The organism is Niastella sp. sgz303648 (assembly GCF_059587045.1).
Genome location: NZ_JCAPSW010000003.1, coordinates 600,842 through 624,899, shown reverse-complemented (window position 1 = coordinate 624,899; position 24,058 = coordinate 600,842). Strand labels below are relative to the sequence as shown.

20 protein-coding genes are annotated in these 24,058 nt (G+C 42.9%); 7 read left to right on the top strand and 13 right to left on the bottom strand.

Annotated elements, in window-relative coordinates:
- From AC59IL_RS11465 to AC59IL_RS11405, 13 genes are all read right to left on the bottom strand, one after another.
- The gene (locus AC59IL_RS11465; RefSeq protein WP_496552259.1) at window positions 1-813 is read right to left on the bottom strand and encodes an SCO family protein; all 813 of its coding nucleotides are present in this window, start codon (window positions 811-813) and stop codon (window positions 1-3) included.
- Between the two features lie 414 nt (window positions 814-1,227).
- Window positions 1,228-1,689, bottom strand: a complete 462-nt coding sequence (locus AC59IL_RS11460; RefSeq protein WP_496552258.1) for a cytochrome C oxidase subunit IV family protein — start codon at window positions 1,687-1,689, stop codon at window positions 1,228-1,230.
- A gap of 53 nt (window positions 1,690-1,742) precedes the next feature.
- Window positions 1,743-2,417 carry a cytochrome c oxidase subunit 3 gene (locus AC59IL_RS11455; protein WP_496552257.1) on the bottom strand — a complete coding sequence of 225 codons (675 nt, stop codon included), beginning with the start codon at window positions 2,415-2,417 and terminating at the stop codon, window positions 1,743-1,745.
- A gap of 16 nt (window positions 2,418-2,433) precedes the next feature.
- Window positions 2,434-3,003 (bottom strand): cytochrome c oxidase subunit 3, encoded by a 570-nt coding sequence (locus AC59IL_RS11450; protein ID WP_496552508.1) that lies wholly within the window; start codon window positions 3,001-3,003, stop codon window positions 2,434-2,436.
- Window positions 3,004-3,088: 85 nt separating this feature from the next.
- Window positions 3,089-3,988, bottom strand: a complete 900-nt coding sequence (gene cyoE, locus AC59IL_RS11445; RefSeq protein ID WP_496552256.1) for a heme o synthase — start codon at window positions 3,986-3,988, stop codon at window positions 3,089-3,091.
- A gap of 109 nt (window positions 3,989-4,097) precedes the next feature.
- On the bottom strand, window positions 4,098-5,900 hold the full coding sequence (locus tag AC59IL_RS11440) for a cytochrome c oxidase subunit I (protein WP_496552255.1): 1,803 nt from the start codon (window positions 5,898-5,900) through the stop codon (window positions 4,098-4,100).
- Window positions 5,901-5,976: 76 nt separating this feature from the next.
- A complete protein-coding gene (locus AC59IL_RS11435) occupies window positions 5,977-7,053 on the bottom strand; it encodes a cytochrome c oxidase subunit II (RefSeq protein ID WP_496552254.1) in 1,077 nt (358 codons plus the stop codon).
- 75 nt (window positions 7,054-7,128) lie between these two features.
- Window positions 7,129-8,352, bottom strand: a complete 1,224-nt coding sequence (locus AC59IL_RS11430; protein ID WP_496552253.1) for a quinol:cytochrome C oxidoreductase — start codon at window positions 8,350-8,352, stop codon at window positions 7,129-7,131.
- A 35-nt stretch (window positions 8,353-8,387) separates the two neighbouring features.
- The gene (locus AC59IL_RS11425) at window positions 8,388-9,089 is read right to left on the bottom strand and encodes a c-type cytochrome (RefSeq protein WP_496552252.1); all 702 of its coding nucleotides are present in this window, start codon (window positions 9,087-9,089) and stop codon (window positions 8,388-8,390) included.
- Window positions 9,090-9,106: 17 nt separating this feature from the next.
- Window positions 9,107-9,694 carry a DUF3341 domain-containing protein gene (locus AC59IL_RS11420; RefSeq protein WP_496552251.1) on the bottom strand — a complete coding sequence of 196 codons (588 nt, stop codon included), beginning with the start codon at window positions 9,692-9,694 and terminating at the stop codon, window positions 9,107-9,109.
- An 82-nt stretch (window positions 9,695-9,776) separates the two neighbouring features.
- A complete protein-coding gene (nrfD, locus tag AC59IL_RS11415; protein WP_496552250.1) occupies window positions 9,777-11,228 on the bottom strand; it encodes an NrfD/PsrC family molybdoenzyme membrane anchor subunit in 1,452 nt (483 codons plus the stop codon).
- 150 nt (window positions 11,229-11,378) lie between these two features.
- A complete protein-coding gene (locus tag AC59IL_RS11410) occupies window positions 11,379-14,534 on the bottom strand; it encodes a TAT-variant-translocated molybdopterin oxidoreductase (protein ID WP_496552249.1) in 3,156 nt (1,051 codons plus the stop codon).
- A gap of 157 nt (window positions 14,535-14,691) precedes the next feature.
- Entirely contained in the window at window positions 14,692-15,954 is a 1,263-nt protein-coding gene (locus tag AC59IL_RS11405; protein ID WP_496552248.1) for a c-type cytochrome, read from the bottom strand.
- A 286-nt stretch (window positions 15,955-16,240) separates the two neighbouring features.
- Between AC59IL_RS11405 and purN the strand changes: the two genes are divergently transcribed.
- The 7 genes from purN to AC59IL_RS11370 all read left to right on the top strand — a co-directional run bounded on the left by purN (window position 16,241) and on the right by AC59IL_RS11370 (window position 23,914).
- Complete coding sequence (gene purN, locus AC59IL_RS11400) at window positions 16,241-17,143, top strand: phosphoribosylglycinamide formyltransferase (RefSeq protein ID WP_496552247.1); 903 nt, start codon at window positions 16,241-16,243, stop codon at window positions 17,141-17,143.
- Between the two features lie 133 nt (window positions 17,144-17,276).
- Window positions 17,277-17,957 carry a carboxypeptidase-like regulatory domain-containing protein gene (locus tag AC59IL_RS11395; protein WP_496552507.1) on the top strand — a complete coding sequence of 227 codons (681 nt, stop codon included), beginning with the start codon at window positions 17,277-17,279 and terminating at the stop codon, window positions 17,955-17,957.
- Between the two features lie 317 nt (window positions 17,958-18,274).
- Window positions 18,275-19,570, top strand: coding sequence for a serine hydrolase domain-containing protein (locus AC59IL_RS11390; RefSeq protein WP_496552246.1), 1,296 nt, complete (start codon window positions 18,275-18,277; stop codon window positions 19,568-19,570).
- A gap of 27 nt (window positions 19,571-19,597) precedes the next feature.
- Window positions 19,598-20,029 carry a TMEM175 family protein gene (locus tag AC59IL_RS11385; protein ID WP_496552245.1) on the top strand — a complete coding sequence of 144 codons (432 nt, stop codon included), beginning with the start codon at window positions 19,598-19,600 and terminating at the stop codon, window positions 20,027-20,029.
- Between the two features lie 228 nt (window positions 20,030-20,257).
- Window positions 20,258-21,778, top strand: coding sequence for a serine hydrolase (locus AC59IL_RS11380; RefSeq protein ID WP_496552244.1), 1,521 nt, complete (start codon window positions 20,258-20,260; stop codon window positions 21,776-21,778).
- A 104-nt stretch (window positions 21,779-21,882) separates the two neighbouring features.
- Window positions 21,883-23,244, top strand: a complete 1,362-nt coding sequence (locus tag AC59IL_RS11375; RefSeq protein ID WP_496552243.1) for a serine hydrolase domain-containing protein — start codon at window positions 21,883-21,885, stop codon at window positions 23,242-23,244.
- 127 nt (window positions 23,245-23,371) lie between these two features.
- Window positions 23,372-23,914: a DUF8685 domain-containing protein gene (locus tag AC59IL_RS11370; protein ID WP_496552242.1), complete on the top strand. Its 543-nt coding sequence runs from the start codon at window positions 23,372-23,374 to the stop codon at window positions 23,912-23,914.
- The last annotated feature ends 144 nt before the right edge of the window (window positions 23,915-24,058 follow it).

Below are 24,058 nucleotides of genomic sequence, written 5' to 3'. Positions count from 1 at the left end.
TTATAATTTGGGTTCTTTACTCGACTTGCGGGTGATCCATACAAACAATACCACAGCCACAATTACTGCTATATAAATGGGCCAAAGCCCTTTTAATTGTGCAAATACAGGCGAAGCTTCGTTTTTATCTTTTTCGAGCATCAGTAAAGTAATATCCTCTGCCAGTTTTGATAAAGAGGTGGTATCCAGTCCATCGTAATAACCACGAACGATACCCTTTTTATCAAGCACCACAAATTTTTGGGTATGAATGAAATTTGAATCAACGCCTTCTCCATCCTGCAGGCCCAGCTTTACTTCGTTTAAGGCAAAATCATAAATAGTTTTTTTAGGACCGGTCAGCATCCACCATACATCGGGGTTCACGCCAAAATGGTCGGCATATTTCTTTAACTGAGCAACCGAATCTCTTTCAGGATCTACAGTAAAAGATACAAACTGCACAAAAGAAGTATCTACCCGTTTGGTAACATCTTTCATTTTCAGCGCGTCCTGCAACCCCTTCATATTACGGGTAAGAAAAGGGCATATCGATGGGCAGTGGGTAAAGAAGTAATCTGCCACCACAATTTTACCACGCAAATCGTTCAAGGAAACCGTTTGGCCCAATTGGTTGGTCAATGTAATATTGGCTACCTGGTGCCAGATGGTATCGCTCACACTTTTTCCGTTCTGCACTTTATCAACAATGTCGTCGGGATAATAATGCATGGGCATATGAATAGCATCCTTACTTACTCCCTTTACAATGAAGTAACTAACCACCGGCAACAAAATGGCAATACACAAGGCTAATAATGCTTTCTGGCTCACAGTTTTTGCTTTTGCTGCGCAAAGTTACCGCACGAAGCGATGCCATGCTGCATTTTGAAAGAATAAAACAAAGTTGGAAGTTTCATGGGCAATACTGTTGGTTTACAGGTAATTATAGGATGTTTTCTGCACCTGAGTTACATTTTTTAATATCGAATAATGAATGGTGAATGTCAAATGTCGGAAGTAAATATTTTCAGCATTCGACATTTGATATTTAATATTCAATATTTCTCACATGCATTATCTGTGCTCAGTACTGCAAAGGCCGCACTTCGACTACGCTCACACTTCGACTACGCTCAGTGTCGCTTGTGTCGCCCCTTCGACTACGCTCAGGGTACACCAAAAAAAAGAACCATCGCCGTAACAGCGATGGTTCCTTTTTATATCACATTTAGCAGTAAAGTATGTTTAATGAATTTTGCCGGGTTCCTGGGTTTCAGGTTTTTCGGCTGGTTCTTTTGGTTGTACTTTTTCCTTGCTGCTTTCAAGATGATGGCGGTCGTAACTATTACGCAGGTTTTTGTAAGAGTTACCATCCCACAAAAAGGCGGTAATAAACCACAGGAACAACAGTGCAGGAATTGCAATGGTCATGATCATATTCCTGATCTCATGACGCAGGTGCATGAATTCGGCAATGATAAAGAAAGCTTTTGCCAGTGTAAGAATAACAAATACACCGTTCAGGATATGCTTTACCAGTTCGGGATTCGAAAAGGTCATTTCATAATACCCGATGGCCAGTGCCAATTCAAATAAAGTGATGTATAAGAGTATCCGGAAAGTTCTCCAGATCGCTTTTTTGTCGAAAGTATGTTGCTCGTCGTGAGCGTGGTCATGAGCCGCTACCGTTGCATGTACATTTTCCATAATCTCAATTTAAAATATTCAAATTTACTTTCCTGCGCGTGCGCGGGGTCAATTTAAAACAGATAAAAACAAGTGAATACAAATACCCACACCAGGTCAACAAAGTGCCAGTACAAACCGGCCTTTTCAATCATCAGGTAATGGCCTCTTCTATCAAATACACCCTTCCAGGTCATAATGAACATGATGATATTAATTACCACACCCGATAACACGTGAAAACCGTGAAAGCCTGTAATGGTAAAGAAGAAGTTGGTAAAGTTGGTAGAAGACATTGAACCATCCAAATTATTGAAAGGATTGCGGCCCCACCATGCACCTTCATGATACAGGTGTGTCCATTCCCATGCCTGGCAACCTAAGAAAGCAGCGCCTCCCAAAATCGTCCAGCCTAACCATTTCAATACTTCTTTTCTGTTATTTTCATGACCGGCGCCTACAGCCAACACCATTGTTACTGAACTCATGATCAGGATAAAAGTCATTAAGCTCACGAAAGCGAGCGGAATGTGCATTTCACCAATAACAGGAAATGACCTGAATACATGGTTAGGGTCGGGCCATCCATTGCTCGAAAAACGAGTGGTTCCATAAGCAATCAAAAAAGCGCCAAAGGTAAAAGCATCGCTCATCAAAAAATACCACATCATCAGTTTGCCATACTCCACTTTAAACGGGCTCTTCCCACCTGACCACATGTTTTGATTAACCGGTACTGCTTGTGACATGTTTCTATTTTAATCTTTATAATTTAAATAAAAAGAACACGAATAAATAGATCCATAACAGATCAACAAAATGCCAGTAGGTGCTCATTACTTCTACCGGCACTGAATTGTAATTTCTGATGCGCGCGCTGAATGCTTTTACAAACATGATCAGCAAAGCGATTACGCCGCCCAGTACGTGTACTGCGTGCAATCCGAAAATTACATATAGAAACTGGCCTGCTCCTGCCGATCCCTGCATTTTGTTACCGAGGTCCCATAACTGCATAAACCCAATGATTTGCATTGTAATAAAGCCAAATCCAAGGATCATGGTGACAGTTAATAACCGGCGGTACTGATGCATGCTTCGTTCTTTGAACGACTTCAAAGCCCATTGCATGGTGAAGCTGCTGGCCAGAATAACTATTGTTGAATAATAAAAGAGCTTCGGTAATTCTACCGTCGAAAATCCGGGCATGCTTCCTTTTACGATATAGGCACTGGTTAAACCGGCAAACATCATAATGATGGAGCCTATGCCAATCCACAAGGTAAACTTGTGCGGATGTATTTTTTTACGTTGCGTACTCACGGCTTCTGTCATCACGGTTTTTAGTTTTTATCGTTAAACGGTCCCGCTCAGAGCGGGATGAAATGCCGTTTTATACTTATACTTAGTTACTTAAAACTTACAACTTATCTGCCAGTAACGCCAGTAACACTATCGGCAAATAAATATAGCTGCTGAACATCACGCGGCGGGCTGCTTTCTTTTCCATTTCAAGATACAGCCTGATGCTTTGCCACAGCATAAACACATTGGCTGCCATCACGATCCAGAAACTGGTCATACCACTCATGCCAACAAGGTAAGGCAATGTACCAACAGGTATCAGCACCAATGAATATATGATCGATTGAACAGCTGAATATTTTGTTGGTCCTTCTGTTGAAGGCATCAGTTTAAAACCGGCGGCTGAATAATCTTTGTGCGCGATCCAGGCAATGGCCCAGAAGTGGGGAAACTGCCAGAAAAACTGTATGGCAAATAACACCCATCCGCCTGCACTTAGTTCATCCTGCCCTGCTGCCCATCCTATTAAACAGGGTAAAGCACCAGGTACAGCGCCCAGCAATACTGAAACTGAACTTACTTTTTTCAGTGGCGTATACATGTAAGCATACACAAACCAGCTCACCAAAGCCAATGCGGCCGATAACCAGTTAAAAAAGTAGCCCAGGATAAACAATCCGGCTGCTACAGCAATCACCGCAAAAGCCCATGCTTCGGCGGGTTGCATTCTTCCGGCTGCCACAGGGCGTTTGGCCGTACGCTTCATCATAGCGTCGGTATCTTTTTCAACAACCTGGTTTACTGCATTGGCGCTGCCGGTAACCAGCAGGCCACCAACAAACAACAACATAATGTGTAGCCAGTCGTATTGAACCACTTTCGGCGCCAGCAGGTAACTAATAACAGCAGAAAACACCACCATGAAGCTGAGGCTGAACTTAATCAGCATCATATAGTCTCTTACCTTACCGGCTATATTTAAAGAACTCTGTTGCTTCACGATTACTTGCTCCATCTGTTATTTAAAAAATTTTATCGTCAATGGTGAATGGTCAATGGTGAATAGAACCTCAACCATCAAACCGCCTCAACACCACATCAGCGCCCCGGTCGGGCAGGCATTATTAGTGCTTTGTCTCGTTCGGACCAATCGGCTCGATTTGAGAAATGTAATCCCGTCCGTCTTTGCTGTAGTCATAAGCCCAGCGATGAACTTCAGGAATTTCACCATCCCAGTTACCGTGTCCGGGTCTGATCGGTGTAGTCCACTCGAGTGTTGCTGCACCCCAGGGATTCATTGTGGTTACTTTTCTTCCTTTCCAAATTGAATAGAAGAAGTTGAACACAAACAATAATTGTATAGCGAATACGATCATTGCAACGGTTGAAATGAACTTATTCAGATCGCCGAACTGGTTGAATGATGACCAGTTGCTGTAATCTAAATAACGGCGGGGCATACCGGCCAAACCTTCGTAGTGCATAGGCCAGAAGATGAGGTAAGCGCCAACCAATGTTACCCAAAAATGGATGTAGGCCAGTGTGTTGTTCATATAACGGCCAAACATTTTGGGGAACCAGTGATAAATACCGGCGAACATGCCGAAGAATGCCGACACACCCATTACTATGTGGAAGTGGGCAATTACAAAGTATGTATCGTGTAAGTGAATATCCAATGTTGAATTACCGAGGAAGATACCGGTTAAACCACCTGAAATGAACAGGCTCACAAAACCAAGGGCGAACATCATACCCGGTGTAAACCGGATGTTTGCCTTCCAGATAGTAGTTAACCAGTTGAACACTTTAATGGCCGACGGAACGGCGATGAGCAGCGTAAGCAACACGAATACTGATCCCAGGAACGGATTCAATCCGGTTACGAACATGTGGTGTGCCCATACGAGGAAGGCCAGAATGGTGATGGCGAACAGCGAACCCACCATGGCCATATAACCAAAGATCGGTTTGCGTGCGTTAACTGATAATACTTCAGAGGCCATACCCATGGCAGGCAACAAAATGATGTATACTTCAGGGTGACCCAGGAACCAGAACAGGTGCTGGAACAGGATGGCGCTACCACCTTCGTTGGGTAAAGCCTTGCTGGTTGCAGCTACATATATGTCGCTCAGGTAAAAGCTGGTACCTGCATGACGGTCGAATAATAACAGAATGAAACCTGATAATAATACAGGGAAAGATAATACCCCTAATACAGCGGTAAAGAACAGGGCCCAGATAGTAAGCGGTAAGCGGGTCATGCTCATACCTTTTGTACGCAGGTTCAATACAGTAGAGATATAGTTCAAACCACCGAGTAATGATGATACTACGAACAACGCCATAGCCGTGATCCACAGATCCATACCGGTTTTAGATCCCGGAGAAGCATCACCGAGGGCGCTTAACGGCGGGTAGGCTGTCCAGCCACCGCTGAACGGACCGGTTTGAATAAACAGAGAAGATAACATTACGATGCTACCACCGAAGAAAAACCAGTACGACAGCATGTTCAGCATGGGCGATGCCATGTCGCGGGCGCCGCACTGCAGGGGAATCAAAAAGTTGGCGAAAGTTCCGCTTAAGCCACCGGTTAACACAAAGAACACCAGAATGGTACCGTGCATGGTTACCAGTGCATAATAATTTTCGGGGGTGATTTTACCACCTTTAGCCCAGTTACCAAGAATATCTTCAAGCCAGGGGAATGTTTGATCGGGGTATCCGAGTTGTAAACGGAATAACACCGACATCAAACCACCTATCATGGCCCATATCATACCTGTGATCAAAAACTGTTTTGCGATAGTTTTATGATCCTGGCTGAATATATATTTGGTAATAAACGACTGTTTGTGATGATGCACCCCATGCTCATCGTGATGCACTTCGTGTGTTGTTAAAACCTCGGCGTGACTCATTTTATCTTTTTTTGGTAGTCGTAATTAATCAGTTTCTGAATACGTTTTTTAATTGCCCGCTTATATGCGTTTTAGTTTATAAACCTGCAGTAGTTTTTGTTGTGTCTGCGGGTGCAGTTTCTGCCACTGCGGGTTTATAACTGGGCTGCTGTTTGGCGCGCCATAAAATAAATTCATCCTTTGTTACCACTTTAATAAGCCCTTTCATTGAATAGTGGCCGTTTCCGCACATCTGGTCACAGGCAATTTCGTATTCAAAATTGGGATTATTGGTAATTTTCTTCATTTCGTCGGTAGTATACTTAGGCGTAAACCACATGGTGGTAGGCGTACCGGGAACGGCATCCATCTTCATACGAAAATGGGGCAAACCTACGTCGTGAATCACATCGCGCGAATTGATGATGAGCTTTACAGGCTGATCTTTAATCAGGTACATGGCAGATGTTTCAACGATATCATCAAACCCGGCAGGGTCAGCTTTCAAATGCTGCACACCACTGGGTGTTTCCATGGTGCTGTCTTTCCACAGCATACCCAACACGTTTCCCTCAACTTCGTCGATCATTCTGAAATATTTCTTTCCAAACGTATTGTCTTTTCCGGGGTAGCGGTAAATCCAACCGAACTGACGGCCGGTAATTTCAACCTGCATAGCGTTTGCAGGCGCTTCACCGGTAATTTTAAACCAGTAGTACAAACCAAAACCTACCAGCGTACATAAAGCAATGGCGGGTACGGTTGTCCACAATACTTCGAGTTTATTGCTATGCGGAAAGTAATAAGCAGTTCTTTTCTCGCTGTACTGATATTTATATGCGAACCAGAATAATAATACCTGGGTAATTATAAACACAATGCCGGTAATAAGCAGCGTAATCTTCAACATGGTATCGATGTTTTCACCATGTTCAGATGCTGATGGATGCGGCATCAATGTTTTGGGATACAAAGCACTGTTGCACCACCATACGCCGATGAGGCCCAGTACGAGGAACACTACCATCAGGAATCCATTGATCCTGTTATTCTGTTCGAAAGATTTTTTTTCTCCCTTTAGTACAGAAACATACTCACTTGCCTTGGCTATCTGAAATGTAATCAGAAACCCAAGAACCAGAATAGCTAACAAAAATAAGCCGGTAGTTGTCATGATCTTTCAATAATTTTTATACTATCGAAACTAAGTCGTTGTTTATTTAGAATCACACCTGCCACACAATAACAGTTAGGTATGATGTATGATACTTTCTTTAATGAACGGATGGTTTTTGGCAATCAAAGGAAACTTAGCTAACGCTTTTCCTACGGTAAACATAATTACACCTACAAATCCGGCAGCCACACCAAAATCGAACAGGTTCAACGTAACTTCTCCGGGGAACAGGCTCGCAAATACCTCCTGGTAAAAATCGAGCCAGTGACCGAATATTATCAATATGGCCATAAACGTAACCGTGGTATAATTTCTTTTTGAACCCCGGCGCATTAATATTAATAACGGAGCCAGGAAGTTGACGATAAACATAAACCAAAAAAGACCAGAGTACGTACCAGTATGGTTATTAGTGGCTATACGCTCTTTGAAATAAATAGTTTCTTCGGGAATGTTGGCGTACCAGATAAGCATGTACTGTGAAAACCACAGGTATGTCCAGAAAATTGAGAACGCGAACATGAATTTACCCAGGTCATGTATATGCTCTTCGTTGGTATATTCAAGATAACCCTGATTTTTAAGATAAACCACAAAAATTGTAATGAGGGCCATACCAGATACAAACGTACTGGCAAAGTTATACCAGCTGTACATGGTCGAAAACCAGTGTGCATCGATACTCATCAGCCACAGCCAGGGAACGGTTGACATTACGGTTAATGCAAACCATACGATGAATACTGAAGCCCAAACGGTATTCTTGAAAATATAACGACGTCCTGATTCGGGATCAGATAACGGGTTGTTATCAAGCTCACGCGATAACTTACGCATTTTGTAACCCAGCACAATCCACAGACCTATGGACAGGGTTGTCCAGATAATATAAAATCCGGTGTTCAAAAAGGCCGCTTTGCCTTCGAGAATTTTATCGCCTTTCGGGTGCAGCCAGTGATAAACATGGGGGTCAATGGCTACGAGACATATCAATACGATAAATGCTATAATACCTAAAGGAATAACAGCTACCGAAATGGCTTCTGTAACCCGGCGGAATACTATTTGCCAACCTCCGAAAGCCAGCGTTGTGGCGCAGATAAAAAACATAGCGGCATTGGTAACCAGCAGAAAGAAAACACTGTTTTGCAACAGGCTGGCCCAAAATCTTGCCGGGTGCTCACCGGTTCCATATAATATAAAACCGATGATAACAGATAAAATGCCGACTCCCATCAATGCCATTGACCAGGTTCTGTACCGTGCGGGGATGTCGAAAAATTCTTTAATAGCCATTATCAGTAATTTATATGTTCTGTTTTCTTAGTCAGTTATTTTTTAGCTGTTGTATCAGCACTTTTTTTAGCGGTTGCAGCGGCAGCTGGTTTAGCAGCAGCAGGTTTTGCAGCAGCAGCTGTTGAATCGGTAGCGGCCGCAGCAGGCTGTTTGCCACCACCCTGTTTGTTCTTTATATAATGAATGATCATCCAGCGCTGTGTAGTGCTTAACTGCGAAGCATAGCTTCCCATGAGGTTTTTACCATATGTTACTGAATAGAACATCTGCCCTTCGGGCATGCTTACATATTTTGCACCAGTGGCCAAATTAGCCGGGGCAGCCGAAAATGGACCTTCGCCGCCTTTGTACAACGGACCATTACCATCCAGGGCTGTACCATGGCAAATACCGCAGTTAACGAGGTATAAACGTTCTGCTTCTTTCATTTGAACTGCATTCAAAGCAGGTAACGGGTTAGCCACGTGTACAGATTGTACATAGTTGGTGGTATCGCCTGTTTTATCTTTTGCCAGCGGAAAAGGCAGTAATTCACCTCTTTTAATAGTACCAGGCACGGGTGTACGGTTATAATGAATACCCTGCTTTGCAAGTGTGTCGATTGGCGAGTATGTTTCAATTGCCCGGCTGTAAGCCATATCAGGCATATACACATGACCCGGGGTTCTTCGTACGTCGCTGCAACTCCATACCAACACGGCCAGCACTAAAACAGAAATGATAGATAATTTTTTCATCTTTATGTATTCAGATATTATGCAGAAACAATTTCGCTTTCAGATAATTTTTGTTCTTTATCGTAACGGCCTAACCACCAGCCGGTTTCGGCTACCTGTGTATTGATTTCCTTAGCGCCTAAACTTCCCAAAAACGCACTCGCTTCAGATTCATTTGTTTTGGCGGTACACTCAAGAACCATCACAAACAGGTCATCAGTCGAACGCAGGTGAAAATGATGCTTTTTTACAAAAGGCGCCAACTGGCACAGATAGCAGAAAGTGATTACCATGCCCACGCAGGCGCACAATACAGTAAACTCGAATGTGATAGGTATCCAGGCGGGTAAAGCAAAGTGTGGTTTACCACCTATGTTCAACGGCCAGTCGGTAGTAAACACCCATGTCATAAACGCCAGCATCGAAGATGTACCAAAAATGGCGTACAGAAAACCGGCAGTATGAATGCTGGTATCGCGCAAACCCATTGCCCTGTCTAATCCGTGAATAGGAAACGGGGTGTACACATCATGCAGTTTATAACCTGATTTGCGTACTTTCTTAACGGCATCAAATAAAGCTCCCTCCTCATCAAAACAACCGACAACAAATTTTTTAACAGCCATATAATGATTTTGAAATTTCTGATTTCGGGATTTTCTGATTTCTTTCTATCTCTTTTTCGGTCTTTCTTTCTTCCAGACTTAATTAATGATGTTCAGCATGTATTTCGTGAAACAAATCATCCGCACTTTCCTTTTCAATGTGGTACATGTTCTTCTTATAGCTTTCACCTGATCTTTTCAGAATGTGCTTGATTTCGGCCACGGCAATAACCGGGAAGAATTTCGAGAACAGGAAATAACAGGTAAAGAACAAACCGAATGTTCCAAGGTAAAATCCAACTTCCCAGATAGTAGGCCGGTAGTAAGTACTCCAGCTACTGGGCAGGTAATCGCGGTAAATTGAAGTAACGATGATCACAAAACGCTCGAACCACATACCGATGTTTACGATAACCGACATGAAGAAGGTTACCACGATGTTGCGGCGCAGTTTGCGGAACCAGAAGATCTGCGGAGAGATCACGTTACAACCCATCATCAGCCAGTAGCTCCAGCCATAAGGGCTGAACAGGTTCAGCCTGTTTTGAGCGAATGCCCAGCCTTCGTTGGGGTTTTGACCGTACCATGAAATGAACAACTCAGTTAAATATGCGATACCTACTATAGAGCCGGTTAACACAATTACCTTGTTCATCACCTCGATGTGCTCCATAGTAATATATTCTTCCAGTTTCAACACTTTACGTGTTACCACCAGCAGCGTTTGCACCATCGCAAAGCCCGAGAAGATAGCACCCGCAACGAAGTAAGGCGGGAAGATGGTGGTGTGCCAGCCAGGAACTACTGAGGTAGCGAAGTCGAACGATACCACCGTGTGCACTGATAATACCAGCGGGGTACTTAAACCTGCCAGTACCAGTGACAAGCTCTCATGGCGTTGCCAGTGTTTGGTAGAACCGGTCCAACCGAACGACAGCAAACCATACATATACTTACGCCATTTTAAACGGGCGCGGTCGCGTACGGTAGCGAGGTCGGGAATTAAACCAGAGTACCAGAATAATAATGATACAGTAAAATAAGTAGAGATCGCGAATACGTCCCACAACAGCGGCGAGTTAAAGTTAACCCATAATGGACCGCGGGTGTTGGCATAAGGCAGTACGAAGAAGGCCATCCACACACGACCCATGTGCCAGATCGGGAACTGACCGGCGCACATTACCGCAAAGATGGTCATGGCTTCTGCCGCACGGTTCACCCCTGTTCTCCATCCCTGGCGGAACAGCAACAGGATCGCTGAGATCAGTGTACCGGCGTGACCGATACCTACCCACCACACGAAGTTGGTGATATCCCAGCCCCAACCGATTGTTTTGTTCAGGTTCCATTGACCTACCCCGTAGGTGACCTCACGATATATTGAGTACACACCAAACATTAACAGTGCAACAGAGATCAGAAATCCGATCCACCACAGGCGGGAAGGATTTGCTTCAATAGGCCGCACTATATCTTCCGTTACCTGGTGATAGTTTTTCTCGTTTTCTACCAGCGGAGGTCTTACTTGCGATTCGTACTTTAATGATGCCATGTTATATGCTTTTTAGCTATATTCCGCACAACGGAACTGTTAGCCGAAAATATTTTTTGGTGAATGGTGAATGGTCAATGGTGAATAGTTCACCTGCTTCGACTTCACCCTGTTAACTTGTCAACTTTTTAACTTGTCAACTCATCAAACCTAAGTATGCTTTTCAGCCTGAGCGCCTTCAACCGTTCCTTCCAGAACGCCTTCATTGCTGATCTCTTCTGAATTTCTCACTTTAGCCAGGTAGTTTACGTTGGGCATAGTGTGTATTTCTTCCAACGCATAGTACAACCTGTTTCTGTTTTCAAGTCGAACATTCGATATTTCGCTTTCAGGGTTGTTGGCGTTACCGAATACAATGGCATCGGCCGAACAAGCCTGCTGACAAGCAGTTTTCATATCGCTATCCTGTAAAGGACGGTTTGCTTTTTTGGCTTCGAGCTTACCAGCCTGTGCTCTTTGCACGCAGAAGGTACACTTTTCCATTACACCGCGGCTACGAACAGTAACATCGGGGTTCAGCACCATTCTGGTAAGGTCGTCGTTCATCATCAGCACTACATCATCGAGCTTGCCTTCATCTACCAGCGGTTGCTGGTTGTTGGCGAAACTGTCGGCGCCGGTATAATCGGCCCAGTTGAAACGACGTACTTTATAAGGACAGTTGTTAGCGCAATAACGGGTTCCGATACAACGGTTATAAGCCATCATGTTTATGCCTTCGCTGCTGTGGTGCGTTGCGGCCACCGGACATACGTTTTCGCATGGCGCGTTGTCGCAATGCTGACAAAGCATTGGCTGAAACACCGTTTGAATGCTTTCAGGGTCATTGGGATTACCGCTGAAGTAACGGTCGATACGCAACCAGTGCATATCGTGGAAACGGGCAACTTCGTGCTTACCAACAATAGGCACGTTGTTTTCGATATGACAGGCTACAACGCAGGCGCCGCAACCGAAACAACTATTAAGGTCGATGCTCATACCCCATTTAATACCCGGACGGTCGTAAACGGGATAATGGGTACCGTCTTTTGCAAATTTCTCAGGTCCGCCGTAAGGCTTCATTTCAGCCTCTCTTTCTTCACGAATCTTATTAGGCTCTTTTTTATATTCTGCAAGAGGAATTTCTCTGACAACACCTTCACGGCCTTCGTAGCTGTTGTGTGTTTGGCCCTGCGCTATTTTGTACGTTTTATCGGTAGTTGCAATTTCAACAGGAGCACTCCAGTCAATGGTTGAACCGTTAAAACTCAACATCGGATAGGCATTTTTACCCAGTGAACCACCACCTTCGGCTTTCACGGCACGGCCTACACTTTCATCGCGACCGTAACCAATGGCTACAGCGATGGTGTTGGGCTGTGTACCGGGAATAACAACGATCGGCAGTTCAACTACTTTTCCTTTAACCTTTAAGCTGATCACCGGCTTCATTACTTCAACTTCGTATTTATCAGCCGATCTTCTGTCGCCCAGGTCAATATTGAATTTTTCTTTAGCCAGGTTTGGCGAAATGATAGCGTAGTTATCCCATGATACGCGGGTAATAGGATCGGGCAGTTCGAGCAACCAGGGGTTGTTAGCCTGTTTACCATCGCCCACACCTACTTTTTGATAGATAACCAATTCATACTCGCTGCTTTTCTTCGATGCAGCAGCGGCAGTGATAGCCTGTGCTACAGGAGCTGCGTTGAAAGCGGCGCCTGCTTCGGCAGCAGGAGTAGTTTCAATTACACCATCCTGCAATGCTTTATTAAATGTTTCCTGGCCACCCAGTTTGGTAACCCAGTAATTTTTAAAGTAAGCATCCCACGCCGTGTTGTTACCCGACCATTTGAGCAATGATTGTTCAAAAGGTCTTGATTCGAACAACGGATTGATAGTAGGTTGAATCAAACTTATAAAACCGGTTTTGGGTTCTGCATCACCCCAGCTTTCGAGGAAGTGAGGAGCCGGTAAAATATATTTACAAAGCTTTGAGGTTTCATCTTTACGATCGTTGAAAGAAACCGACAGCTTAACAGCATTTAATCCTTTATTGAAGCGCTCGAAATCAAAATATTCGTAAGAAGGGTTGGCGCCATATATCAGCAGTGCGCTTACACGGCCGGCTTCCATATCCTGAACCAGTGTAGCCATTTCGCTATCGATACCCTGGTGCGTTTGAATGGGGGCGCTAAAGCTAATAGTAGATCCATATGAACCGATGGCTTCGTTAATGGCATTTACTATTATCTGAACCTGTGTATTGTTGCTGCCGCTTACTACCAGGGCTTTGCCTTTGCTGGCAACCAGGTCTTTGGCGGCTTTTTTAATACCTTCTTTTAATTTACCGCTTACGCCGGTAGGCTCCTGACCGTTTACAGCAGTTAATAAAGCTGCAGCTACCACACCCGCTTCAGAAGGACGGTGGGTAAAACGTTCATCGGCAGCAGAACCGGTTGTACTGAGCATGCTCTCGAACTGGTAGTGCTTGCTCATGTCGGTTTTCTTTTCATTCACTTTGCGTCCTTTGCTATAGCCATGTTGAAATTCAACGGGGCTTAACCAGGTACACAAAAAGTCGGCGCCAAGGCTTACAATGGTTTGTGCATTACCGAACTCATAAGAAGGTATTGCACGTTTGCCGAAAGTAGCTTCATTGGCCAGCAACATACCAGTGTACGATACTGCATCGAACTGAACATGTTTGCTGTTGGGATATTTTGCTAAAAATTCTGCTATTACCTGTTTGGTAGTAGGAGAAGTAATGGTAGAAGTAAGAAGAACCAGCTGACCGTTACCCAAACCGGCGAGAGCAGGAGCTATTTGCCGGTCGATTGCCTCGTAACTGGTTGCAGAGTTACCGGCAAAAGGAGTTTTTAAACGGGCTGTATCGTATAAATCGAGCACCGATGCCTGCAAACGGGCAGTAGTACCGCCTTTGCTGAATGTAGACAGGGTGTTACCTTCTAATTTGATAGGACGACCGTCGCGCACTTTTGCTACAACCGGTATGGCTTCGCCGCCACTTACATAAGTAGTTGCATAATAATCAGCCACGCCAGGGATCATATCCTGAGGCTTATTCACATATGGAATAGCTTTTCTTACTTTGGTTTCGCAGCTGGCTGCTGCGATTGCGGCTGCTGTACTAAAACCGAGATATTTCAAAAAGTCTCTGCGTGAGGCAGGACTGTTTGCCAATCCTTTTTTATCTGCACTTTCAAACGGCAATTCTTCTTTGAATTCGTTTGAAATAGATTTTTCATAGGCCTCACTGTGATTGAGCTCTCCAAAACTCTGCCAGTACTTTTTTTTAGCCATTTATGTTATAATTTGAGAATTTGTGAATTTGGAAATTTGAAAATGAGGTCGTTGAATTAAGACTGCATCATCAAATTTGCTTGTTTCCTTTTGTTTTGAAAATCTGAAAATCAGGAATCACCATTTTCAAATTTTCAAATTTGCACATTAACAAATTTTAGTAGTGACATTTCTGGCACTCCAATCCTCCGATATCATTTACAGTTACACTGTCTCTCTTTCCTTCTTTGATTTCATCGTGGAATTTCTTGTAAATGCTGTAGAACTTGTTGCCGTCGCCATTGTTATCGAAGTTCACTTTAGTGGTACGGTGACAGTTTATACACCAGCCCATGCTTAAATCGGCAAACTGGTAAACCTCGTCCATTTTAGTGATTTCGCCGTGGCAGGTTTGGCATTGTACTTTACCGGCATTCACGTGTTGTGCATGGCTAAAGAAAACGTGATCAGGCAGGTTATGGATTTTAGTCCACTGAATTTCTTTGCCCTGATTTACGTATTGTTTTTTGGCAGGATCCCAGCCGGAAGCTTCATATAACTTTTGAATTTCAGCTGTTCCGTTTACTTCAGTACCATCTTCGCGATACAGTTTACCAGCGGTGCCGCTGTATTCGTTAATGGTCATGTGGCAATTCATACAAATGTTCACCGAAGGAATGTTTGCATGTTTACCCTCCATAGCACCACCATGGCAATACAAACAGTTGATCTGATTTGCCCCTGCGTGAACTTTATGTGAATAGAAGATAGGTTGTTCAGGCTGATAGTTTTGACTGCGTCCTAAACCGATCGCACCTTTCACTACATAATAACCACCTACTACAAAAAGAAGCAGCACTAAAAGTGTTATGTAGGATTTATTGCGATAGAAAGGAATCGGCTCATGTGCAGGAACACCGTCTTTATCATCGGCCAGCTTTTTAAGATTGCTGTTAACCTGCAGCATAATTAACGCTACTACGGCCAGAATGAGCGTTAATACACCGTATAAAATTGAATTGTCTTTTTCGTCGATTACTTTAGTATCGGTAGTAGTGATATCAGGTCCTTTGGGAGCGCCTGCTTTTCCGATGTAATCGATAACTGCATCAATTTCTTTTTCTGCCAACTGAGGGAAGGGTGTCATCATAACACCACCAAACCTTTGTTTCAGCCCCTGGGTATAAGGGTCTGAAGCCATAAACTTTGCCGGATTATGTACCCACTCGTAAATCTTTTTACGATCAGTCCAGGGACCACGTGTTGTTACTCCTGATAATGCCGGGCCGGTAAGGTCTTTTGTAACAGAGTGGCAGGATGCACAGTTATTCTGGAAGATAGACTTTCCATCCTGAGCTGTTAATTTATTTCCGATCGACAATAACAAAAAGAACAATGCACTAAGAAGGGTTCGCTTAACATTTGCTCTATGATCAATCATATTGCTGGATATGATGAAATTATGTGGAAAAATTTCCCGAATTGGGTGCAAAAATAAGTCATGGAATTAATAAAATCACAACCTGTTTAAATTTTTTTTAACACAGGCCTGGCGCGGGTTTCAGCCGATTTTGCACCCCCTGTTAAAACGGTTCAGTCAGAAATGTCACATTTTTGTCAATCTGACAACTAACAAAAAAAATGACATCCGTCACCGGAACCTATAACTTCTATCAGCCAAAAAAAATGACTTTAATCAGCCAATTTTTTCCCGCACTTTTGCGTGCATGTTTCAAAAACTGAAACAAAAATGGAAAGTAAACGGTACACAGTTGTTTTTAATTGTGTGCGTTTTTGCTATTACCGGAACAACTACTGCCTGGCTAACCCGGCAAATAACAACCTGGTTGAACTTTACCGCTTCAACGCCCTGGTACTGGATACTTAAAATAATGATGTTGATTTTTGGCTACCAGGTACTTATTCTTCTTTTTGCCATTCCTTTCAGGCAATTCAATTTTTTCTGGAACTATGAAAAGAAGATTTTGAGGCGAATGGGATTTTTGAAAAAGGCAAACCAACTACAAACAACAAACCACAAACTACAAACAGTGAACATTGCCATCTTTGCTTCAGGTGCCGGGTCAAATGCAAAAAAACTGATTGAGCATTTCCGCCATCATAACTACATAAATGTTGTTTTGATCGTTTGCAATAAGCCCGAAGCCGGTGTATTAACGATTGCCCGCGATGAAAATATTCCTGCATTATTAATAGAAAAGGAAAAATTCTTCAGAGGAAATGCATATGTCGATGAATTACGTTCATTCAACGTACAATTCATTGTATTGGCCGGCTTTTTATGGAAAGTTCCGGTAGCATTGATAAAAGCTTTTCCGCAACGTATTATTAATATACATCCGGCACTGTTGCCAAATTATGGTGGTAAAGGCATGTACGGCCGTTTTGTTCATGAAGCAGTAATTGCAGCCGGCGATAAAGAAAGCGGCATCAGCATACATTATGTTGATGAATTATACGATCATGGTCAACTGATATTTCAGGCACGCTGCACCATTGAATCCGGTGAAACAGCCGATAGTCTGGCACAAAAAATTCATTTACTGGAACATGAACATTACCCCCTGATTGCAGAAAAAGTGATTTTTGAACTGCAAAATCGCCGTTAAAACACCTGTTAAGTTTATGTATGTCATTTTCTTGCAGTAATATCACAATCTCAATTTCAACAGTTTGACTTCACAACGGTACATACTATTAATAATACTGATTGCTGTTTCACAGGCGGCTGTTTGCCAGATAATGGTCAAGGGAAAGGTATTTGATATGACCCAGCAGATACCGCTTCCTTCGGTAAGTGTTATTAGTACCGGCGGTACCGGCACCGTAACCGATTCGCTGGGCCGGTATACGATTTATGTGAAGGAAAACGACAGCATATCGTTTTCGTATCTGGGCAAAGGAACTCCTAAGTACGCCATTAAATCAATTGCCAACCTGCAGAACTTTGAAATTTCACTGCATGTAAATGTTACGGAACTGAAGCAGATAATGGTAAAACCCCGTAACTATCATTTAGACTCCATCGCCAACCGCGAAGAATATGCAAAGGCTTTCAATTTTAAAAAGCCCGGTTTGGGTATAGTTACACCATCGGGGCCCGGCGCTGCCGTAGGAGTTGACCTCGATGAATTGATTGAAGTGTTCCAGTTCAAAAAGAATCGCCGGATGGCAGCTTTCCGCGACAGACTGCTTCGCGAAGAAAAAGAGAAATTTATTGAGCACCGGTTTAGCCGGGCGCTTGTTATAAAACTTACCCAGTTGCGTGGCGCCGAGCTCGATACCTTCATGCAACGCTACAAACCCGATCTGGTATTTACCGAAACAGCTACCGATTACGAGTTTCAAACATACATCAAGGTATGTTATGAAAAATATCAAAAGTGGAAGCAGGTGATGGGTGAGCTGAAGAAGGAAGAATAGGCAATGGGCAATAGGCAAAAGTAAATAAGCACCCTGCCTGCCGGCAGGTAGTGAATGGTGAATCGATGTCGATTAGTTAAGAATTTTTTATTTCTCGCAAAGGCGTCCCGCCGAGGCGGGACAAAGTTGATCGCTTCGCGATCTGTAAGAACGCAAAGAAAAGGCCCCCGACTACTGGTCGGTTCAAGTTTTGTGGCTTTGCAGCTTTTGCGCGAGGATTTCTTGCTGAATAACTCCATCAACCTTCTGCATACACGCCTACGCGCACATTCAAACAATTCGTTATCTTCCGGTACAAAAAATCATTTCCTGCTACCATGAGAAATAGCCTATTGACCATTACCGGCATTTTGCTTTTTACGACTGTTGCATTTTGCCAAACAAAACATCCTGTACTTACTGTTGCCGCAACGCCTGAAGCAGCCGGCATTTCATCAAACCGGTTAAAGCGCATCGACACTGTTTTAAAAGATTATATTAATAAAGGAAGAATGAATGGCGCCGTGGCCATGATTGTGCACGACGGCAAAATTGCATATTATAAAAATTTCGGGTATAACGATGTTGATACCAAAGCACCGCTGCAAAAAGATGCCATCTTTCGCATTGCATCACAAACAAAAGCCATTACCAGCGTAGCCATTATGATGTTGTTTGAAGAAGGAAAGTTTATGCTGGATGATCCCATTTCGAATTACATTCCCGAGTTTAAGCATCCCAAAGTATTGGATAAATATAATAAGGCCGATACTACCTATACTACGGTGCCCGCAAAAAGAGAGATCACTATACGCGATCTGCTCACGCATACATCAGGCATAGGCTATGCACAAATCGGTACGCCCGAAGCCAATGCTATTTATGCCAAAGCAGGCATCGTTGGCGGTATTGGTGTAGATAAAATTTTGCTGGCCGATAAAATGAAACTGCTTGGTTCAATGCCCCTGTTTCATCAGCCCGGTGAAAAATTCACCTACGGATTAAACACCGATCTGCTTGGTTACCTGGTAGAAGTAGTTTCGGGCATGAACTTAAACGAATTCTTTCATAAATACATTTTTGAACCGCTGGGCATGAAAGACACCTATTTTTATTTGCCCAAAGAAAAACAACATCGCCTGGCCATGTTGTATACCGAAGATTCGGTTACGAAAAAAGCTGTTAAGATGGCCGAAGAAGTAAATGCAAGCGGCGTAATGCATCGCGATTATCCAAAAATGGATGGCACTTATTATTCAGGAGGCGGCGGTTTATCATCAACCGTTTATGATTATGCCATCTTTTTACAAATGCTGCTGAACGGCGGTGAATACAATGGCAAGCGCATACTCAGTCGCAACAGCGTTCGCATGATGACGATGAACCAGATTGGCGACATTATGCGTGGTCCCAATAAATTTGGTTTAGGCTTTGGCATTACCACCGAAAAAGGCAGCGCTGTGTTGCCTACGCAGGAAGGAACCTTTGAATGGGGCGGTATGTTTGCCACCACTTATTGGGTTGATCCCAAAGAAAAATTAATCGGTTTAATTTATCGTAATATATGGCCCACCAGCTGGGGCAATCTTGGTAATTTATATAAGGTACTGGTGTACCAGGCCCTGAACGATTAATTTGATACATAATCATAAATCCTGCAAATGAACCAACCACTGCACAATGAGTTAAAAAAAGAATTTCAGCTTGAACGAATGATCCTTTTCAGCGATGCGGTATTTGCTATCGCCATTACCCTGCTTGTTATTGAAATTAAGGTTCCTGCAATTGTTGGCGAGGTAAGCGAACATAAGTTAGCCGAAAGTTTGGTTGAAATGATCCCCAAATTCATTGGTTTCCTCATCAGCTTTTTGATCATCGGCCAGTACTGGACCATACACCACCGGTTGTTTGGATTTGTGGTGAATTTCAACTTACGGCTCATGTGGCTGAATTTATTTTTTTTACTCGCTGTTGTGCTGATGCCTTTTACCACCGCCTTTTACAGCGAATACATCGGGTATTTTAAAAGAACTTCAGCTATACTGTATATCAGCAACATTTCTTTTTTAGGTTTAATGACCTGGTTGTTGTGACGTTATGTAGGCAATTCACGGCATGGTTTCAGCGAAGGATTATCGAAGCCGGTAGCCAGTTATTATTCGCTTCGTGCCATTGTGGTACCCATAATCTTTATCATTATGGCCTTTGTTTATTTTCTGAGTCCGCGTTTGGCCATATGGATTCCTGCTTTGGTTCCTGTAGCTATGTGGTTAGTGGGCCGCATGTACCGGAAAAAATTAAATAGCATTAAAAAATAAACCATGAAAAAAAACCTGTTCTTATTAATTGGGTTTATCCTATGCTCGTTGTGCATCATTGCACAGGAAGCGCCATCCTTTGTAAAAGATAGTCTGGATACATATGTTGAACGGGCTTTAACCGACTGGCAAATTCCCGGTGTGGCCGTATGCGTGGTAAAAGATGGAAAGGTAGTTGTTATGAAAGGCTATGGCGTAAAAGAAATTGGAAAAACCGACAAAGTAGATGAGAACACCTTATTCATGATCGGTTCCAACTCAAAAGCATTCACTGCAACGGCGCTCGCCATGCTCGAAAGCGATAAAAAATTGTCGCTCGATGACCATGTACAAAAATGGCTGCCCGATTTTAAATTATACGATCCATGGGTTGCCAAAGAAGCGTGTATACGCGATCTGTTATGCCACCGATTAGGTTTTGAAACTTTTCAGGGCGACTTCATTTATTTTGATTCTGACTTAACAACGGCCGAAGTGCGCGAAAAATTCGGCAAAGTGAAACCCTTGTACAGCTTTCGCAGCAGGTGGGGCTATACCAATGCCGCATTTATGACGGCCGGTGAAATTATTCCCAAAGTAACCGGAAAAACATGGGCTGAATTTTTGAAAGAAAGAATATTCACGCCGCTTGACATGAACAATACGATTGCGCTGACAAAAGATATAGAAACGGCATCCAATAAAGCTTCAGCGCATACAGTGGCACAAGGTGTATTGAAAAAAATTCCCTACGGACATATCGATAACCTGGCGCCTGCCGGAAGTATTTCAAGCAGTGTAAACGATTTGAGCCATTGGGTAATGATGCAGCTGAACTTTGGCAAATACAACAACCGCGAAGTAGTGCCGGCTGCTGCCATTGGCGAAACATGGAAACCCCAATCGATATTAGGCAATGGCGGACACCGGTTCAACAAAGCCCATTTTTCGTTATACGGACTTGGCTGGTTTTTACAGGAGTACAGCGGACGAAAAATTGTTGCCCATACCGGTGGTGTAAATGGTTTTGTAACCAGTGTTACGCTGGTACCCGAAGAAAAGCTGGGCATTATTGTATTGACCAATACCGATGCCAACAACTTTTTTGAATCGCTGAAGAATGAAATAATGGATGCCTATCTCGGTTTGCCTTATCGCAATTACAGCAAGCTGCATCTCGACAGGTATAAAAATAACCAGCAGGAAGAGGCTGCCTGGTTAAAGAAAATGCAGGATACGGTTGCCATGCATATTGCCACTACCCTGCCCGTTGCAGCCTATGCCGGTACTTACGAACATGAAGTATATGGTAAAATGACCATTGCATCAGAAAACGGAAAACTGGTAGCACGTTTTGAACATCATCATGGCCGCTTTGCCACGCTGGAACCTTTGGGCGGCAATAAATTTCTGGCCACTTTCAACGATCCCTTATACGGCATTAAAGTATGGCCCTTTACCACCGCCAATGGAAAAGTGAAATCAGTAACGGTTACCGTAGCCGATTTTGTAGAGTTTACACCGTATGAGTTTTATAAAAAATAGATTTCATATCAACCTGCTTTAAGTTTTATTTAACCTTACAGCCAGGCATACCGTATTATTTATTTGGAAAGAATTGGTTTCTTACACTTAATAACATAGTTGTCATGAAACCTTCTTTCCTGTTGTTGCTTTCCTGTTTATTTATTTATTCTTTACAAGCCCAAACTACTTCGGAGCGGCTTGAAGAATTTATGGATGCCGCTTACAAGGCCAAAATGTTCAACGGAACTGTATTGGCGGCCCGCAACGATAGTATCTTATTTGCAAAAGGCTATGGCTGGCGAGATTATGAAAAGCGGGTTCCGCACGACACCAACTCAATTTTCCGCATCGGTTCACTTACCAAAGAATTTACGGCAGTTGTTATTTTGTATTTGCAGGAACAAAACAAATTAAAAGTTACTGATAAGGTTAGTAAATACTTTCCTGAATACAAGTATGGCGACAAAATCAGTATCAAAAACCTGCTAATGCATACATCAGGCATATTCGATTTTACTGAAGGAGAAAAGTATCAGGAGGTACTTGCATTTGATCCATTTAGCCAGCAGAATTTCTGGAACATCATCAAAGACCAAACACTTGACTTTGAACCCGATTCACAATTTTACTATAGCAACTCCAATTATTATCTTTTAGGTTATATTATTGAGAAAGTTACCGGCAAACCCTATGAACAAAATGTGCGGGAGATCATATTCAACAAAGCCGGGATGACACATTCAGGTTTTGATTTTGCCCATTTACAAAGCCCCTATAAAACGGTAGGATATGATGAACTGAATGATGGTGTACATATCCCGGCCCGCGTTGCAGACTCCAGTGCTGCCTATGCCAGTGGTGGTATATATAGCACAGCAGGCGACCTGTTTCGATGGCACAAGGCATTACTATCAAATAAAATTATCAGTCCCCAATCGCTGGAAGAAGCATTTACACCAGGCAAAGGACCACTTGGGTATAGCTGGTATATAAGGTATGATGGCAAAAAACGACAGGTTCTTGATAAAGGTGGCATAGCTGGTTTTCAGGCTTTGTTTATTCAGGTACCTGAAGATAGTATCTGTTATATGGCATTAAGCAACGACTTTAGTACCTGTTGTAATCCTGAAACTGAATTGAATTTTATTGATGCAGCATTTCTGCAAATATTCGCCAATAAATCAAACTACTATATTCCCAGGATATCCATTAAGCCGGATGCGACTACGTTACCTGAATACACCGGTTCGTATAAAAAAGACACTTCTGTTAGTTATATCATCAATATTACCCTTAATGACAATCATCTGCAATCCAGACTAAATAATGGCCAGGCGAATGAGTTGTTTGAAGAAAAAAAGGATTTCTTTTTTTTAAAATCATTCAACTGTCAGATAGCATTCGAACGCGGTGCCGATGGAAAAATCAACAACCTGATTGTATACTATAATAAACAAAAAGCGCGGTACCGGAAAATTAAATAGTTGGCAACTGAAGGTGTTTATCTAATTTCAAAAAAATAGCATGCAAAAGCAATAAATTAGCCCAAAACATGGAAATTTAACTTCTGAATGTTTTCTTAAACCCCTCATTTTTCAATTATATAGAATCATGGATCAGCTCAATCTCGGTATCGGCACCCGTTTACAGCACACACAGCATGGCCCGGGTGTAATTGTTGGCATCAGGTATGCCACCTATTTAATTTCTTTTATTCATCATGGCATAAAAGAGATCGATAAAAACGACACGGCACTCGAAGAAATCATCCCTGAAAATGTAACTGAAGAAATTGAAACGCACAGTGACGTTGAAAAATCACTCCTAAAAATTCTGCGTTTGTGGGGTGGCTTTTCAGAAATTGTTCCTTTGGGCGATCGCTGGAAGGGCGGCATGATGTTACTGCAACCAGCCGATAAAACCCAAAAGCCAAAAGAAGTACCGATCGATGTATTCTTTCATAAAATAGTGATGCTGCGCGACCGGTTACGCGTGCTGGAACAACAGATCAATGCACACAAGCAATTAAGCGACGAAGACAAAGTAAACCTGCAGCAATATATTACCCGCATTTATGGTTCGCTAACCACTTTCAACGTATTGTTCAGAAATAAAGAGCAGTGGTTTATTGGGGAGAAGGGGGCTGTTGAATGATTGTTCGATTGTTTGATAGCTTGATGGTTTATCGTTTATTTTCCATCTGAACCTTCGCTGCTTTACATTGTTACTAATTTGTAAATGTTTTAGTGCACACTATGTAATGGAAACATTGGCATTATATTTTTATAAGTAATGGCG

Bases quoted from the DNA above. Each gene is read 5' to 3' on its own strand.
- AC59IL_RS11460 (WP_496552258.1), bottom strand. From the start codon at position 1,689: ATGGAAAATGTACATGCAACGGTAGCGGCTCATGACCACGCTCACGAC.
- AC59IL_RS11455 (WP_496552257.1), bottom strand. From the start codon at position 2,417: ATGTCACAAGCAGTACCGGTTAATCAAAACATGTGGTCAGGTGGGAAG.
- AC59IL_RS11450 (WP_496552508.1), bottom strand. From the start codon at position 3,003: ATGACAGAAGCCGTGAGTACGCAACGTAAAAAAATACATCCGCACAAG.
- cyoE (WP_496552256.1), bottom strand. From the start codon at position 3,988: ATGGAGCAAGTAATCGTGAAGCAACAGAGTTCTTTAAATATAGCCGGT.
- AC59IL_RS11440 (WP_496552255.1), bottom strand. From the start codon at position 5,900: ATGAGTCACGCCGAGGTTTTAACAACACACGAAGTGCATCACGATGAG.
- AC59IL_RS11435 (WP_496552254.1), bottom strand. From the start codon at position 7,053: ATGACAACTACCGGCTTATTTTTGTTAGCTATTCTGGTTCTTGGGTTT.
- AC59IL_RS11430 (WP_496552253.1), bottom strand. From the start codon at position 8,352: ATGGCTATTAAAGAATTTTTCGACATCCCCGCACGGTACAGAACCTGG.
- AC59IL_RS11425 (WP_496552252.1), bottom strand. From the start codon at position 9,089: ATGAAAAAATTATCTATCATTTCTGTTTTAGTGCTGGCCGTGTTGGTA.
- AC59IL_RS11420 (WP_496552251.1), bottom strand. From the start codon at position 9,694: ATGGCTGTTAAAAAATTTGTTGTCGGTTGTTTTGATGAGGAGGGAGCT.
- nrfD (WP_496552250.1), bottom strand. From the start codon at position 11,228: ATGGCATCATTAAAGTACGAATCGCAAGTAAGACCTCCGCTGGTAGAA.
- AC59IL_RS11410 (WP_496552249.1), bottom strand. From the start codon at position 14,534: ATGGCTAAAAAAAAGTACTGGCAGAGTTTTGGAGAGCTCAATCACAGT.
- AC59IL_RS11405 (WP_496552248.1), bottom strand. From the start codon at position 15,954: ATGATTGATCATAGAGCAAATGTTAAGCGAACCCTTCTTAGTGCATTG.
- purN (WP_496552247.1), top strand. From the start codon at position 16,241: ATGTTTCAAAAACTGAAACAAAAATGGAAAGTAAACGGTACACAGTTG.
- AC59IL_RS11395 (WP_496552507.1), top strand. From the start codon at position 17,277: ATGGTCAAGGGAAAGGTATTTGATATGACCCAGCAGATACCGCTTCCT.
- AC59IL_RS11390 (WP_496552246.1), top strand. From the start codon at position 18,275: ATGAGAAATAGCCTATTGACCATTACCGGCATTTTGCTTTTTACGACT.
- AC59IL_RS11385 (WP_496552245.1), top strand. From the start codon at position 19,598: ATGAACCAACCACTGCACAATGAGTTAAAAAAAGAATTTCAGCTTGAA.
- AC59IL_RS11380 (WP_496552244.1), top strand. From the start codon at position 20,258: ATGAAAAAAAACCTGTTCTTATTAATTGGGTTTATCCTATGCTCGTTG.
- AC59IL_RS11375 (WP_496552243.1), top strand. From the start codon at position 21,883: ATGAAACCTTCTTTCCTGTTGTTGCTTTCCTGTTTATTTATTTATTCT.
- AC59IL_RS11370 (WP_496552242.1), top strand. From the start codon at position 23,372: ATGGATCAGCTCAATCTCGGTATCGGCACCCGTTTACAGCACACACAG.